The organism is Flavobacterium sp., assembly GCF_965657075.1.
Classification (GTDB): Bacteria; Bacteroidota; Bacteroidia; order Flavobacteriales; family Flavobacteriaceae; genus Flavobacterium.
In genome coordinates this window covers 1-15945 of sequence record NZ_CBFHMV010000025.1, presented here as the reverse complement: position 1 = coordinate 15945, position 15945 = coordinate 1, and the positions used below count along the sequence as shown (strand labels likewise).

Below are 15945 nucleotides of genomic sequence, written 5' to 3'. Positions count from 1 at the left end.
ATTTCTTTTGCTTCTTATTTAATTATCGATACTTTTTGGCCGTCTTTTACACTACGAGCACCTTCTTTGATGATTAAATCACCATCTTTAATTCCGTCTACAATTTCAACTAATTCTCCTTGAGATAAACCAACTTTAACAATGACTCTTTTTGCAATAGCATTTCCGTTTTTGTCAGGATTTTGAGCTACATATAAAAATTGTTCTCCATCAGCATTTTCAGAAATAATGCTTGTTGGAACCGTAATTGCTTTTGGATTGGAATAATCTTTTAACTGAATTTTTGAAGAGAGATTAGGTTTAATATTTCCACTTTTGTTTGGCACAGCAATTTGAATCATGAAGGAACGATTAGCTGGATTGATGTAATTTCCTGCTTGAGTAACTTTTGAATTGAACGTTTCTCCTAAAACAGGGAAATCAACAATTACATCTGAACCTTTTTTGATAGTTCCAATATTTTTTTCAGGAACTTCAGCTTCCAAATACATATTTCCCAAACTTACAATTCTTAAAATTGGAGTTCCAGGACCAACAACACTTCCTCTTTCAGAAGCAATTTCATCAATAATTCCAGAAAATGGCGCTTTTATCACGGTTTTTGCTAATTGTGATTTCATTTGAGCCACTGCTTTTAATTGTGCGTTGTAATTTGTTTTAGCTTGTAAGTATTGAATTTCAGAACCAATTTTTTGATTCCAAAGGTTTTCTTGTCTTTCAAAAGTAGTTTTTGCTAAAGCCGCTTGAGTTTCCATTTGTGCTAATTGTGAACTTAATCCACCATCATCAACTTTGGCTAATGTTTGCCCTTTTGTTACTTTTTGGCCTTCTTTAACTAATAATTGTTGTAAAATTCCACCAAATTCGGCACTAAGCATTAAGTTTTCTTTGGTTTGAACAGTAGCTTGTAATTCTACATAATGATTAAAAACAGTATCTTTTGCAGTTAAAGTTGTAATTAGCGTTAGTTTTTCATTAGTATCTTTTTTACCAATAGCAACGTCTAATAACTCTAATTCTTTTCGTAAGGATTCTGCTTGTGCTACAAGTTCAGTTCTTTTGGCACGCATTTCTTCTAATGTTCCTTTTTCAATCACAGAAGTAGTCGATTTTTTAGAATCACCACCACAAGAAATTAGTACAAGTGATGTAACTAGGATTAAGTATATTTTTTTCATTTTGAGTTATTATTATTATTTATTTGTAAGTTTATCTAAGGCTGTTTTTTTGTTAATTACATCAATCATTGATTGAAGATAGCTTTGTTGTGCAGAATATAATTGTCTTTGAGCTTCGGTAAATTCAAAACTTGTAGAAAGACCTTCTTTAAATTTTATTTGTTGTTTGTTTTCAATACGTTCGGCTAACTTTAAATTAGATTTTGAAGTAGCGTATTGTTCAATGGTGAATTCATAATCGCTTTTAGCCGATTCATACTGAAGCTTAATCATTTGTTCTGCTTCTGTCAATTGAGTTTCTGCTTGTTCAAAAGCAATTTTGGCTTGTTGAATTTTGGCTTTTCTTCCAAAACTACTAAAAACAGGTAGGTTTAAACTTATACCTAAATTAGAGAAATTATTCCAATTTTGATTTTGATTTGTGAAAGAAAAAGTATTACTAAAAGCATTGTATCCAAAATTAAAGTTTGCTGCTAAAGATGGCAAATAAGTTGCTTTTTCAGCTTTGAATTCTAATCTTCTTTGTTCTCTAAAATTTTCAGCAATTTGGAAATCTATATTTTGATTTACGTTAAAATCTCCCGTATTTTCAGTTAAACTAATGTTTTTTGAAGTTAAATCATCTAATTTTTCAGTTAAGGATACATTATCTTCAATATCAAGACCTAGAGTAATTTTTAATAATTTTTTAGAAATATCTACCAAACGTAAAGTATTATTTAAACTACTGTTTATGGATGCTAACGTGATTTGAATTTGTTCTACAGTTTCTTCTTCAATTAAACCATTTTTGAAAGTCTCTTTAGCTTCAAATAAGTTTTTTTCTAAAGTTGCTTTGTTTTTTTCTAAAATTTGAATGTTTTCTTCGGCTAATAGTACATTTCCGTAATAGTTTGTTACCATTTCACGAATATCATTATCTGTTTTTAATTTAGAATTTTGGTAAAATTGCAAATACGTTTTAGATGCTTGTAAGGCTACAATGTAAGAACCATCAAAAATTAGCTGGCTTAAAGTTGCTCTTGCATTCATGCTATTTTTGGTTCCAAAAGCAATTGTTGATACAGCGTTAGGATCTCCACCTGGATTAAAAGCATTTCCAGAAACTCCTTGTAGGGTAAATACAAAGTTTTTACTGTAATCTAAACCTGCATTAATTTGAGGTAAACCTGCAGCAGTTGTTTCCCATTTTTTTTGTTTAGCAGATTCAATGTCTTTTGAGGCATTAATTGCTTTGTAATTATTTTGAAGTGCAAATTCAATAGCTTGTTCTAAGGTAAAAGAATATTTTTCTTCTAATTTTTGAGCTTGGATTATACTTGCAAATAATAAAAGCGTGATTATTATTTTTTGTTTCATTTTATAGTATTAATTATTATTGGTTTGAATTAAATTTTCTAATTGTTCAATTCCTTTTGTAGTGCAAATTCCTCTTAAATGATATTCTAAATAAGAAGATTGTACTTTTTTTGAGCTAAATTCATTAGGATTAAAAAGTTCTACATCTTTTATGCTGGTCATCCCTGCAAAATAAAATCTACTGATTAATTCTTTTTGAAGGTCCTTTCTAAATAATCCCAGTTGTATGCCTTTTTCTAAATTATCAACTACACAACTGCCCATTTTATCAAATTGTTTTAACATTAAAGACTTGTGAATTTTGGGATAATATTTTTGTAATTGATATATTGGTGATGTGTTTTCGTCTTTTAAATTTTGCATAACAAATTCTTTTATTGCAAATAATTCTTCAATCGGATTTTTATCCGCTAAGATAATTTCGTCAATTCCACATGATATTGTTTCAAATAAATTGGCGGTTACCGTTTTCACTAGCGCATCTTTGTTTGAAAAATGCTGATAAATTGTTTTTTTTGAAATTCCCATTTCAGCAGCAATATCATCCATGGTTACACTTTTAAATCCAAGTGTAAGAAACATTTCTGTAGCTTTATGTAAAATTTGGTCTTTCATCTTATGCCGAACTCTTTTCGGTATCTTTTATTTAATTTCGACTGCAAACATACAACGGAAACTTTGAATACAAAAAAAGTTTCCAAAGTTTTTAACAAAATTTAACGTTTTGGAAACATTGTAATTTTTGGTAAACGTTTAAGATGATTGTTTGGCATAATTATTTTACTTTTGTATTCTATTATAAAAGCAATTTTAAAATGCATTCCATATCACAATATCAAGAATTTGTAACTTCTCACTTTAATTCCTTAGTTGTTTCCAAAGAACCTATTAATTTATACGAACCTATTCAGTATATTTTGAGTCTAGGAGGAAAACGCATGCGTCCAGTCTTAACATTAATGGCTTCAGAAATCTTTGATTGTAATTATGCAAAAGCGATGCAAGCAGCAACAGCAGTTGAGGTGTTTCATAACTTTTCATTAATTCATGATGATATTATGGATGATGCTCCATTACGAAGAGGAAAAGTTACAGTTCATGAAAAATGGAACATCAATACTGGAATTCTTTCGGGTGATGCAATGCTAATTTTAGCGTATCAACATTTTGAAGAATACGAACCAAAGATATTTAGAGAATTAGCCAAATTATTCAGTCAAACCGCTTTAGAAGTTTGTGAAGGGCAACAATACGATGTGGATTTTGAAACGCGTGATGATGTTACCATTCCAGAATATTTGAAAATGATTGAATACAAAACAGCTGTTTTGGTAGGCGCTGCGATGAAAATGGGTGCTATTGTAGCAGAAACTTCTCAAGAAAACGCCCATTTAATTTATGAATTTGGTTTAAATTTAGGAATAGCATTTCAATTACAAGATGACTTTTTAGATGCTTTTGGAAATCCTGAAACTTTTGGAAAGCAGATTGGTGGTGATATTATTGAAAACAAAAAAACATTTTTATATCTAAAAGCACTTGAATTTGGAAATCAAGACGACAAAGAACAATTGATGCATTTGTTTTCTATTCAACCCAATGATAACTCAGATAAAATAGAAACTGTAAAGACAATTTTCAACGAAACTGGAGCAAGTAATGCCACTCAACATGCTATAAAAGAATATACTCAAAAAGCTTTTGACACTCTTAAAACCATGGATATTTCGGAAGAGAAAAAACAAATTTTATACGTTTTTGGAGAAAAATTAATGAAAAGAAATGTTTAACAGAAAATTCCAATATTTAAAACACCAATTTCAAATGTATTGGCTTTTTGGAATTTGGAATATATTATTTTGGAATTTATGTATGTAACACCAAGTTCTATCGATTCACTTATCAATCAAGCAGAAGAAGAACATTTGTACTTCAAATTGATTGAACAAACCAATAAAGATTTTGCATTGGCTAATGAAGCAATTGATATTCCTTTGGATGTTTTTCCGTTTCAATTTAAAGATTTAGTCCATGAAAAAGTATTGAAACTAATTCAATTTAAATTCGCTGAATATTTAAATCTACTTTACATAATTGATGTTTCAGAAGCTGAAATCAAAAAATTAGATGGTTCTGATTTAGTTCAATTAGCAGAACAAGTCACTTTTTTAATCTTGAAAAGAGAATGGCAAAAAGTGTGGTTTAGGAATAAGTATTAAAAAAACACTCTAACAAAAGGCATAAAAGCAGTAGTGTAAATATTATTATTGTCGTTATGCAAAACATTATATCTTACTCCAATTGTTGCATTGTTAGTTCGATAACCAGCTCCTAAAAACAAAGCCGTATTCCAAAAATCGTTAGAATTTAAACTCGAATTATCAAAACTAGTATTTACTCTTAGTTGTTCTAATTCAGCAGATAACTGAATTTCTTGAATCGGATTAACCAAACCAATGATGCTTCCACCGTATAAGTTAGAAGTATAAAATCCTTTTTGTTTGATGTAACTATATTGAACGCTTAGCCCTAATGCAGCTTTTGTGTTAAAATTATATATAGCACTTGGAGCAATAGAAATATTGGTAGCGTTATTCCCAAAACCTAAGCCAAGTCCACCACCAAATTGTACTTTTTTCCAAAACTCACTTTTTTGCTTAACTTCTTGAGAAAAACTGATTTGAAAAATAAAGAATGTCATTACTGATACTGCAATTTTTAGCGAATTTATTTTCATTTTTGTATTTTTTTAGGTTTAATAATTCTAATAATTCAAAATACTTTAAATATTTAATCATCTATATAAATTTTGCAAAATATTTCATAAATGTATCCAAAAATAAGCAAAATATATTTGCAATTATTGTACTTTTGTGCAATTATTTAACCAAAATGTCTTTTAAGACCGCAATATGGATAGGTTTTCCTTTTTAAACGCTGCACATACGGCTTTTTTTGCCGATTTATACGATCAATATTTAGAAAATCCTGATGGAATTGAACCAAGTTGGAGAAGTTTTTTTCAAGGTTTTGATTTTGCTCAAGCAAATTATAATTCAAACGATGTAGGGCAACAAGTTGCTACAATAGCTTCAGGAAACACTCAAGTTTCTGAAAAAACTCAAAAAGAATTCAATGTTCTACGATTAATTGATGGCTACAGAACAAGAGGTCATTTGTTTACAAAGACAAATCCTGTTAGAGATAGAAGAACGTATTCGCCAACTTTAGCTTTGGAAAACTTTGATTTGTCTGATGCGGATTTAAATACTGTTTTTGACGCAGCTAAAATTGTAAATATGCCACCAAGTACTTTGGCTGACATTTTAAAACATTTAGAAAAAGTTTATTGCGAGTCAATTGGTGTAGAATACATGTACATTCGTGAACCAAAAGTGTTGAATTGGATAAAAAACAGATTAGACATTAATGATAATCATCCTAATTTTAATCCAGAACAAAAGAAAAACATTTTAGGAAAACTTAATGAAGCGGTTTCTTTTGAAACCTTCTTACATGCAAAATATGTGGGACAAAAGCGATTTTCATTAGAAGGTTGTGAAGCTGCAATTCCTGCATTAGATGCTTTAATTGAAGCTGCTGCTGAAAAAGGAGTAGAACAATTTGTAATGGGAATGGCACATAGAGGTCGTTTGAATGTTTTAGCCAATATTTTTGGTAAAAATACTCAAAACATTTTCTCAGAATTTGACGGAAAAGATTATGATGACGATAATTCATTTGATGGTGACGTTAAATATCACTTAGGATTAACTTCAGATAGAAGTACTAATTCAGGTAAAAAAATAAATTTAAATTTAGCACCAAATCCTTCGCACCTGGAAACAGTAGGAGCAGTTATTGAAGGAATTGCAAGAGCTAAACAAGATAGATTATATCCAAATGATGTTTCAAAAGTATTGCCAATTGCTGTTCATGGTGATGCTGCAATTGCTGGACAAGGAATTGTTTATGAAATCATTCAAATGGCAAAATTAGATGGTTTTAAAACCGGTGGAACAATTCATCTTGTAATTAACAACCAAGTTGGTTTTACAACGAATTATTTAGATGCTCGATCCTCAACTTATTGTACCGATATTGCAAAAGTTACATTATCACCTGTACTTCACGTAAATGCTGATGATGCAGAAGCTGTAGTTCACGCTATGCTATTTGCTTTAGATTATAGAATGGAATTTGGTTCTGATGTTTTCATTGATTTATTAGGTTATAGAAAATATGGTCATAATGAAGGTGATGAACCTAAATTTACACAACCCATTCTTTACAAAGCTATTGCAAAACATAAAAATCCAAGAGATATTTATGCTGAAAAGTTAAAGCAAGAAGGTATTATTAACGAAGGTTATGTTAAAGAATTAGAAGCTAATTACAAAGCAAAATTAGATGAAAATCTTGAAGAATCTCGTAAAAAAGATTTAACCGTTATCACTCCTTTCATGCAAAATGAATGGACAGGTTTTGAGCAAGTTTCGGATGAAGGAATGCTTAGGAAATATGATACAAGTTTTGACAAAGATAAATTAACTGAGATTGCTAAGACAATTTCTGAACTTCCAGAAGACAAAAAATTCATCAGTAAAATCAAAAAAATTATCAACGACAGAAAGAATATGTATTTCGAATCGGATAATTTGGATTGGGCTATGGGAGAATTATTAGCTTATGGTTCTCTAGTAACTGAAGGATACGATGTTCGTATTACAGGTCAAGACGTGGAAAGAGGAACATTTTCTCACCGTCATGCTGTAATTAAAGTTGAAGAATCTGAAGAAGAAGTTGTTTTAATCGACAACATAAAAGATAAAAAAGGTAATTTTTACATCTATAATTCACACCTTTCAGAATATGGAGTTGTAGGTTATGAATATGGTTATGCATTAGCTTCACCAAAAACATTAACCATTTGGGAAGCACAGTTTGGAGATTTCTCTAACGGTGCACAAATCATGATTGACCAATACATTTCTGCTGGAGAGGACAAATGGAACAATCAAAACGGGTTAGTAATGTTGTTGCCTCATGGATATGAAAATCAAGGAGCAGAGCATTCATCTGCTCGTATGGAACGTTATTTACAAATGTGTGCGAAACATAATATGTATATTGCAGATTGTACAACTCCTGCTAATTTCTTCCATTTGTTGAGAAGACAAATGAAAACTAATTTCCGTAAACCATTGATTGTGTTTACACCAAAAAGTTTATTACGTCATCCTTTAGCGGTTTCAAAAGCTGATGAAATGGCACACGGACAATTCCAAGAAATTTTAGATGATCCTAATGTTGCCGATAAAAAAGCAATCAAGACTTTAGTTTTTTGTACGGGAAAAGTATATTACGATATCATAGAAAAAAGGGAAGAATTAGGTAGAAACGATGTAGCAGTGGTTCGTTTAGAGCAATTGTTTCCATTAGCTACTGAGCAGATAAAAGGAATTATTGCAAGTTATCCAAATGTTGATGACTATGTTTGGGCTCAAGAAGAACCTAAAAATATGGGAGCTTACAGTTTTATGTTAATGAATTTTGACTTGGTTAAACTTCGTTTGGCATCACCAAAAGCTTATAGTGCACCAGCTGCAGGAAGTTACGAGCGTTCGAAAAAACGTCAAAAAAATGCAATTGCTATGATTTTTGACAAAACATTATTTCAATAAAAAACAACACAAATGTCGCCCTTAACTTATCAAAGGGTAAACTTTTAAACTAAAAGAATATGATTTTAGAAATGAAAGTCCCATCACCGGGAGAATCAATTACAGAAGTAGAAATCGCAACTTGGTTAGTACAAGATGGCGATTACGTAGAAAAAGATCAAGCGATTGCTGAGGTTGACTCAGACAAAGCTACCTTAGAATTACCGGCTGAAGAAAGTGGAATTATTACACTTAAAGCAGAAGAAGGTGATGCAGTAGCGGTTGGTGCAGTTGTATGTTTAATTGATACAAGTGCAGCAAAACCAAAAGGTGATGCAAAAGAAGCTCCAAAAGCTGAAGAAAAAGTTGAAGAGAAGAAACCAGAAGCTCCTAAAGAAAAACCAGCAGCTGAAAAAACGTATGCTTCTCAAACGCCATCTCCTGCAGCTAAAAAAATATTAGATGAAAAAAATATTGATGCTTCTTCTGTAACAGGAACAGGAAAAGATGGAAGAATAACAAAAGATGATGCTGTAAATGCAGTACCATCTATGGGAACTCCAACTGGTGGTTCTCGTAGCTCTGAAAGAACTAAATTGTCGATGTTGCGTAGAAAAGTAGCAGAACGTTTGGTTTCAGCTAAAAATGAAACAGCTATGTTAACGACTTTCAATGAAGTTAACATGACACCAATTAATAAAATTCGTAACCAATATAAAGACGAATTTAAAGCGAAACACAATGGTGTTGGTTTAGGATATATGTCATTCTTCACCAAAGCAGTTACTAGAGCTTTACAATTGTATCCAGATGTTAATTCAATGATGGATGGTGATTATAAAGTAGCTTATGACTTTGCTGATATTTCAATTGCAGTTTCTGGGCCAAAAGGTTTAATGGTTCCTGTTGTTAGAAATGCAGAATTATTGACTTTCCGTGGAGTAGAAGCAGAAATCAAAAGATTAGCATTAAGAGCTCGTGATGGACAAATTACTGTTGACGATATGACTGGTGGAACATTTACTATTACAAATGGTGGTGTTTTTGGAAGTATGTTATCTACACCAATTATCAATCCACCACAATCTGGAATTTTAGGAATGCACAACATTATTGAGCGTCCAATTGCAGTAGATGGGAAAGTTGAAATTCACCCAATGATGTATGTAGCTTTGTCTTACGACCACAGAATTATCGATGGTCGTGAGTCTGTTGGTTTCTTAGTAGCTGTTAAAGAAGCTTTAGAAAACCCAATGGAATTATTAATGAATAATGATCCTAAGAAAGCTTTAGAATTATAAAAAAAAAACCTGACAGGTTTTCAAAACCTGTTAGGTTTAATATAAAGATAAATCCCAAATTTTTAATTGAGTTTGGGATTTTGTTTTTTAGTACTTTGACGCAATAACGATAGGAATGGCAGCTTTTGCAAAACTTTGATAAATGGTTTTGCAAAACTATAATGGATAGCGTGGTGCTTTAGCAATTGCCCAAAAATTATTTCAAATACAAATAACAATTGGCATAATCAATAATTGCTTTGCCTTGTAATAAAATATCAGCACCAATGATTCCGTTTACTGGTTTGGTTTTATAACTGGTTAAGGCTTCATTAACGTGACTCATATCAAAAACTACTAAATTTAAAGTTTCCGATTTCCATCTTCCTAATTGAAGTTTGTTTTTTTTTGATATTTGTGTTAACATGCCAGTTGCACCAGCACCAGCAGCTTTGGTTTCAGAGTTTTCGGCTAATAATTCAAATTTTTCAATTTCTTCAAATCCTACGCAACTATTGCTTGCACCAGTGTCTAAAATAAAGGTTCCTTTAATGTTGTTTATTTTAGCTATTACTAATAAGTGTTGCGTTTTAAGCACTTTAAATTTTATTTTTTTGTATTTTTTACCTTTAAAAAATTCTTGAATTTCTTCCATAAATCAAAAATAGTAGATTTATCTAAAAACAACTAACTTTGCAACTTGAAACTTTGAAACAAATAACCTTGCAACTAATTTTAACCGATACACACACTCATTTATATTCTTCACAATTTAATGAAGATAGAACTGCAATGATGCAACGCAGTTTTGAAGCAGGAATAACACGTTTATTTGTGCCTTCAATTGATTCAAGCTACACCGAAAGAATGTATGAAGTGGAAAGCCAATTTCCAGAACATGTTTTTTTAATGATGGGATTGCATCCTTGTTACGTAAAGCCAGAAACTTATGAAGCAGAATTGCAATTTGTAGAAGATGAATTGGCCAAAAGAAAATTTTATGCTGTTGGTGAAATAGGAATTGATTTATTTTGGGATAAAACTACTTTAGATATTCAAAAACAAGCTTTTAAATATCAAATTCAATTAGCAAAAAAATATAATTTAGGAATTAATATTCATTGTCGTGACGCTTTTGATGAGGTTTTTGAAGTATTAGAATCTGAAAAAGACGAGAAATTATTCGGAATTTTTCATTGTTTTACAGGAAATTTGGAACAAGCCCAACAAGCCATTTCTTTAGGAATGAAGTTAGGAATTGGAGGAGTTGCAACTTTCAAAAATGGAAAAATAGACCAATTTTTGCAACAAATTGACTTACAACACATCGTTTTAGAAACCGATTCACCGTATTTAGCACCAGTTCCTTATCGAGGAAAAAGAAACGAGAGCAGTTATACCTTATTAGTAGCTCAAAAATTAGCTGAAATTTATAACGTTTCTGTTGAGCAACTAGCGGCAATTACTACCGAAAATTCAAAAGCTGTTTTTGGGATTTAATTTAAAATTCACATTAAATTGATTATTTTTTTGTTCTTTTGTTCTTCTAAAAAAATAAAATTAATACATGTCAAAGTTTGATGCGATAAGACCTTTTTATGATAGTGAAGTAAATAATGCTTTAAAATCTTCATTAAATCACCCAATGATGAAGGCATTAATGAATTTTACGTTTCCAAATGTTGATGATGAAATATGGAAAAATAAATTGACAGAAACTCATTCTATTAGAGATTTTCAATGTAATTTTATTTATAATTCGGTTCAAAAAGTATTAGAAAAAAGTTCCGATGGTTTGTCAACTTCGGGTTTTGAAAAATTAGAACCCAATACTTCTTATTTGTTTATTTCCAATCATAGAGATATAATTTTAGATACTTCTTTGTTAAATGTAGCTTTATTTGATCATGGTTTGGTAATGACAGCTTCAGCCATTGGTGATAATTTAGTTAAAAAGGCATTTTTACATACACTTTCTAAATTGAATAGAAATTTTGTAGTACAAAGAGGACTTTCGCCAAGAGAATTGTTGGGAAGTTCTAAAAACATGTCTGAATATATAGCACAATTATTATTAAAAGAAAACCGTTCGGTTTGGATTGCTCAACGAGAAGGAAGAACTAAAGATGGTAATGATGCCACTCACTCAGGAGTTTTAAAAATGCTTTCAATGGGTTCTGAAGAAAAAGACATCATGAGTTATTTTAAGAAAATTAAAATTGTTCCTGTTTCGCTTTCTTACGAATATGACCCAACAGATGCTCTAAAAATGCCACAACTTTTAGCAGAAGCAAAGCAAGAAATATATATTAAGGAGAAAAACGAAGATTTTATTACTTTATTGAGTGGAATTATTGGTCAAAAAAAGCGTATTCATATCCATATTGGTGATGTTTTAAAGGATGAAATTGAACAAATTTCTGCAATGGAACAAAATCCAAACAAGCAAATTCAGTTGTTGACCCAAAAAATAGACGATTCTATTTTAAAGTCTTACAAACTTTGGCCTACAAATTATATAGCTTATGACATGCTTTATAAAACCAATCAATTTGAAAACAAATACACTTTAGAGGAGCAACAATTGTTTCAAAGAAGATTAGAAATGCGAATTGATGAAAATTCTTCTGTATTGAGGGAAGGTTTTTTGGCTATGTACGCAAATCCAGTGGTAAATAAATTGAAATACAACAATGCCAAAGTCTAAGCCAAAAATACTACTTATTTATACTGGAGGTACCATTGGTATGATAAAGGATTATGAAACTGGAGCATTAAAGGCTTTTGATTTTAAAAAATTACTTAAGCGTATTCCTGAATTGCATTTATTAGATTGTGAAATTGATACCGTTTCTTTTGAAAAACCCATTGATTCATCTAACATCAAAATAGAAAATTGGCAAAACATTGCATCAATTATTGAAACTAAATACCAAGATTTTGACGGATTTGTTGTGCTACATGGTTCAGATACAATGTCTTACAGCGCTTCTGTCTTAAGTTTTATGTTGGAAAACTTAGCAAAACCAGTTGTTTTTACGGGTTCACAATTGCCAATAGGAGATTTAAGAACAGATGCCAAAGAAAATTTAATTACTGCCATACAAATAGCTTCTTTACAAGAAAATGGATCATCTGTTTTTAATGAAGTATGTCTTTATTTTGAATATAAATTATACAGAGGAAACCGAACTACAAAAATAAGTGCCGAACATTTTAACGCATTTACATCACCAAATTTCCCTGAATTAGCAGAGTCTGGAGTACATTTAAAAGTGAATAAAGAGTTGTTAATCCAAAACAACGCAAAAAAAACTTTGAAAGTAAATTTAGCTTTGAATGATGATGTTTTAATTTTAAAATTGTTTCCTGGAATTAAAAAAGATGTTTTAGTTTCCTTATTAGCAACGCCTAATTTAAAAGGAATTATTTTAGAAACTTATGGTTCAGGCAATGCTCCAAATGAGGATTGGTTCATTTTTGAACTAAAAAATGCAATAAAAAAAAATATTCACGTTATCAATGTGACACAATGCAGCGGTGGAAGTGTTAACATGGGTCAATACGAAACCAGTCAACAATTGAAAAAGATAGGTGTTATTTCAGGAAAAGATATCACATCTGAAGCAGCTATTACCAAACTGATGTATTTATTAGGACAAAATGTGTCTACTAAAGTGTTCAAAACCATATTTGAAACCCCTTTAAGAGGTGAAATGATATAAAAATAACAAAGAAAATTTTCTCACGTGAGAAATTTTATGTTATTTAGCATCTTCAAATTCGGATTTACTCTCGGAGAGGTGTCCGAGCGGTCGAAGGAGCACGCCTGGAAAGCGTGTATACTCCGAAAGAGTATCGAGGGTTCGAATCCCTTCCTCTCCGCAAATTTGAAAAAAACAAATAATATTTTATACTTTTAACCAAATTAATTAATTAAATTTAAGAAGAAAAGCGATGAAAAGATTACTTTCTATTTTAGCAATCACTGGTCTAATGACTTTCGGAAGTGTTCAAGCACAAGAATCTACAGACACAACCACTGCAAATGTTGAACAAGTTAATGCAGAGGCAAATGAAGAAGCAGCAGCTGTTGCTGAAACACCAACTGAAGAAGCTCCTGTTGAAGTTTCATTCACACAACAATTAAAGAAAAGATTCGTAGAAGGTGGACCTGGGTTTATGGGTATTGTATTATTGTGTTTAATCTTAGGATTAGCAATCGCAATTGAAAGAATTATTTACTTAAATCTTTCAACTACTAATTCAAAAAAATTATTAGCTGACGTAGAAGACGCTTTAAAATCAGGTGGAGTTGAAGCTGCAAAAGAAGTATGTAGAAATACTGCTGGTCCAGTTGCTTCTATCTTTTACCAAGGTTTAGATAGACAATCACAAGGAGTTGATGCTGCTGAAAAAGCGGTTGTTGCTTATGGTGGAGTTCAAATGGGTCAATTAGAGAAAAACGTTTCTTGGATTTCTTTATTTATTGCTTTAGCACCGATGTTAGGTTTCATGGGAACTGTAATTGGTATGATTGAAGCTTTTGATAACATTGAGTCTGCTGGATCTATGGAGCCATCATTAGTTGCTGGAGGTATTAAAGTTGCCTTATTAACAACAGTATTTGGACTTGTAGTAGCAATGATTCTTCAAGTTTTTTATAACTATATCACGGCAAAAATTGATTCAATTGTAAATGATATGGAAGACGCTTCAATTAGCTTAATTGATGTTTTGTCTGATTTAAAAAAATAATTAATATAAAAAACTTATAACTGTTATGAATTTACATAAAGTAACTAAAATAGCAGCTCTTATTCTTTCTGTATTGAGTTTAGTGTTTTTAACACTATTGCTTATGTCAAAATCAGAAGATAAAGATAATAGCTGGGTTTCACCGCTTATTTACATAGCTTATATTATTCTTGCAGCTTGTGTTGCAGTAGTAGTAATATATGTATTTAAAAACTTGTTGAGTAGCAAAGAAACATTAAAAAGAACCTTAATAACATTAGGTATATTTGGAGGTATAGCATTAATTTCATTTTTAATTGCTGATAGTTCTGACATCTACAATGTAAAAAAAGAATTATTAGTGTCAGGAAGTTCATCTAAATTAGTAAGTACAGGTTTAAATATGTCTTACATCTTAGGAGCACTTTCAATTGGTTCATTATTCTTTTTTATGTTTAAAAACGCAAAAAAATAAATTATGGGTAAGAAAAGAGGTGCACCACCAGAAGTAAATGCAGGCTCTATGGCAGATATTGCCTTCTTATTGCTTATCTTCTTCCTAGTAACTACTACTATTGGAGTGGATCAAGGAATTAATAGAAAGCTACCTCCATTTCAAGAGCAACCACCAGAACCACCTGTTAATAAAAGAAACATATTGTCGGTTTTGGTAAACATGAACAACCAAGTTTTAGTTAATGATGAACTAATGGATATCAAAGACATTAGACAAACAGCAATTGATTTCTTGGATAACAATGGAGACGGAAAATGTAGTTATTGTGAAGGTGCAAAAGATAAAACATCTTCAGATAACCCTACAGAAGCTGTAATTTCTTTGGATAATGATGGAGAAACTAAATACGAAACTTATATTGCTGTGCAAAATGAGTTAGTTGGTGCTTACAACTTTTTAAGAAATAGAGCTTGTATGGCTAGATACGGTATTTCTTTTAACGAATTGGAATACATTTTTAGTGATCCAGGATCAAAAGCAGATTATACAGAACAAGAGCTAGAAAAAATGGGCGAAAAAGTGAAGGTTATTCAAGAACTTTATCCTCAAAGACTTTCAGAAGCTGAATCAAAAAAGAATTACTAATAAATTTTAGAAATTATGTCTAAGTTTAATAAGAAAAAATCAGGCGATATGCCAGCTATTTCGACAGCATCTTTACCAGATATTGTATTTATGCTATTGTTCTTCTTTATGGTTGCAACTACAATGAAAGATAGCGATTTGTTAATTGAAAATCAATTGCCAAAAGCAGATCAAACTGCTAAGTTGTTTAAAAAAGATTATGTAATGTATATTTATGCAGGTAAACCTACAGAAAGATATGCACAAACCTACGGTTCAAATCCAAGAATCCAGTTGAATGATAAATTATCAACGCCAGCTGAAATTCAATCTTTTGTAGCAGTGGAAAGAGCTTCAAGAAACTCAGATGCTGAACCTTATTTAACAGCTTCTTTAAAAATTGATAAAGATGTTAAAATGGGATTGGTTTCTGATATAAAATTAGAGCTAAGAAAAGCAGAACAATTAAAAGTAAATTATACGGTATCACAAGGAAGTGTAACTAAATAATACTTTTTAAATAATATTTTAAAGGCATCTTTTTTAGGATGCCTTTTTTTTATTAAATTTATGTCTTGTCCTGAAATAGCGATACACAAAAAGTATCCAAATGGAAAGAAATGAAGAAATTCGGTATGTAAAGCGTA

At 31.0% G+C, this 15945-nt stretch carries 16 protein-coding genes and 1 tRNA gene; 12 read left to right on the top strand and 5 right to left on the bottom strand.

Translation table 11 applies throughout. The annotated features are described in order from the left end of the window. Positions 1-14: 14 nt before the first annotated feature. The 3 genes from ACTF56_RS11475 to ACTF56_RS11465 are packed head-to-tail and all read right to left on the bottom strand — an operon-like array spanning position 15 to position 3152. Complete coding sequence (locus ACTF56_RS11475) at positions 15-1178, bottom strand: efflux RND transporter periplasmic adaptor subunit (RefSeq protein WP_438967051.1); 1164 nt, start codon at positions 1176-1178, stop codon at positions 15-17. 15 nt (positions 1179-1193) lie between these two features. Next, positions 1194-2537 carry a TolC family protein gene (locus tag ACTF56_RS11470; protein ID WP_438967050.1) on the bottom strand — a complete coding sequence of 448 codons (1344 nt, stop codon included), beginning with the start codon at positions 2535-2537 and terminating at the stop codon, positions 1194-1196. Positions 2538-2546: 9 nt separating this feature from the next. After that, positions 2547-3152 (bottom strand): TetR/AcrR family transcriptional regulator, encoded by a 606-nt coding sequence (locus ACTF56_RS11465; RefSeq protein WP_438967049.1) that lies wholly within the window; start codon positions 3150-3152, stop codon positions 2547-2549. A gap of 200 nt (positions 3153-3352) precedes the next feature. Here ACTF56_RS11465 and ACTF56_RS11460 point away from each other — a divergent pair, with 200 nt between their 5' ends. Together ACTF56_RS11460 and ACTF56_RS11455 are read left to right on the top strand one after the other, a co-directional pair. Beyond that, positions 3353-4327 carry a polyprenyl synthetase family protein gene (locus ACTF56_RS11460; RefSeq protein WP_438967048.1) on the top strand — a complete coding sequence of 325 codons (975 nt, stop codon included), beginning with the start codon at positions 3353-3355 and terminating at the stop codon, positions 4325-4327. A gap of 78 nt (positions 4328-4405) precedes the next feature. After that, a complete protein-coding gene (locus ACTF56_RS11455; RefSeq protein WP_438967063.1) occupies positions 4406-4756 on the top strand; it encodes a hypothetical protein in 351 nt (116 codons plus the stop codon). Here the strand turns inward: ACTF56_RS11455 and ACTF56_RS11450 are convergent. Beyond that, positions 4753-5274 (bottom strand): hypothetical protein, encoded by a 522-nt coding sequence (locus ACTF56_RS11450; protein WP_438967047.1) that lies wholly within the window; start codon positions 5272-5274, stop codon positions 4753-4755. The genes ACTF56_RS11455 and ACTF56_RS11450 overlap by 4 nt on opposite strands. Before the next feature lie 175 nt (positions 5275-5449). Here ACTF56_RS11450 and ACTF56_RS11445 point away from each other — a divergent pair, with 175 nt between their 5' ends. Both ACTF56_RS11445 and odhB read left to right on the top strand, forming a co-directional pair. After that, a complete protein-coding gene (locus ACTF56_RS11445) occupies positions 5450-8221 on the top strand; it encodes a 2-oxoglutarate dehydrogenase E1 component (protein ID WP_438967046.1) in 2772 nt (923 codons plus the stop codon). 59 nt (positions 8222-8280) lie between these two features. Next, a complete protein-coding gene (gene odhB, locus ACTF56_RS11440; RefSeq protein ID WP_438967045.1) occupies positions 8281-9501 on the top strand; it encodes a 2-oxoglutarate dehydrogenase complex dihydrolipoyllysine-residue succinyltransferase in 1221 nt (406 codons plus the stop codon). A gap of 196 nt (positions 9502-9697) precedes the next feature. Here the strand turns inward: odhB and ACTF56_RS11435 are convergent, their stop codons facing one another. Beyond that, on the bottom strand, positions 9698-10135 hold the full coding sequence (locus ACTF56_RS11435) for a retropepsin-like aspartic protease (protein ID WP_438967044.1): 438 nt from the start codon (positions 10133-10135) through the stop codon (positions 9698-9700). A gap of 53 nt (positions 10136-10188) precedes the next feature. Here ACTF56_RS11435 and ACTF56_RS11430 point away from each other — a divergent pair, with 53 nt between their 5' ends. From ACTF56_RS11430 to ACTF56_RS11395, 8 genes are all read left to right on the top strand, one after another. Beyond that, on the top strand, positions 10189-10980 hold the full coding sequence (locus tag ACTF56_RS11430; protein ID WP_438967043.1) for a TatD family hydrolase: 792 nt from the start codon (positions 10189-10191) through the stop codon (positions 10978-10980). A gap of 67 nt (positions 10981-11047) precedes the next feature. Continuing rightward, positions 11048-12187 carry a 1-acyl-sn-glycerol-3-phosphate acyltransferase gene (locus ACTF56_RS11425; protein WP_438967042.1) on the top strand — a complete coding sequence of 380 codons (1140 nt, stop codon included), beginning with the start codon at positions 11048-11050 and terminating at the stop codon, positions 12185-12187. After that, a complete protein-coding gene (locus ACTF56_RS11420; RefSeq protein ID WP_438967041.1) occupies positions 12174-13205 on the top strand; it encodes an asparaginase in 1032 nt (343 codons plus the stop codon). The genes ACTF56_RS11425 and ACTF56_RS11420 overlap by 14 nt, the downstream gene beginning before the upstream one ends. 72 nt (positions 13206-13277) lie before the next feature. Next, positions 13278-13365: transfer RNA gene (locus tag ACTF56_RS11415), tRNA-Ser, on the top strand. A 72-nt stretch (positions 13366-13437) separates the two neighbouring features. Then, on the top strand, positions 13438-14238 hold the full coding sequence (locus tag ACTF56_RS11410) for a MotA/TolQ/ExbB proton channel family protein (protein ID WP_438967040.1): 801 nt from the start codon (positions 13438-13440) through the stop codon (positions 14236-14238). 25 nt (positions 14239-14263) lie between these two features. Beyond that, a complete protein-coding gene (locus tag ACTF56_RS11405; protein WP_438967039.1) occupies positions 14264-14692 on the top strand; it encodes a hypothetical protein in 429 nt (142 codons plus the stop codon). A gap of 3 nt (positions 14693-14695) precedes the next feature. After that, on the top strand, positions 14696-15319 hold the full coding sequence (locus ACTF56_RS11400) for an ExbD/TolR family protein (protein WP_438967038.1): 624 nt from the start codon (positions 14696-14698) through the stop codon (positions 15317-15319). A gap of 15 nt (positions 15320-15334) precedes the next feature. Then, complete coding sequence (locus tag ACTF56_RS11395; protein ID WP_438967037.1) at positions 15335-15808, top strand: ExbD/TolR family protein; 474 nt, start codon at positions 15335-15337, stop codon at positions 15806-15808. Positions 15809-15945: the final 137 nt, after the last annotated feature.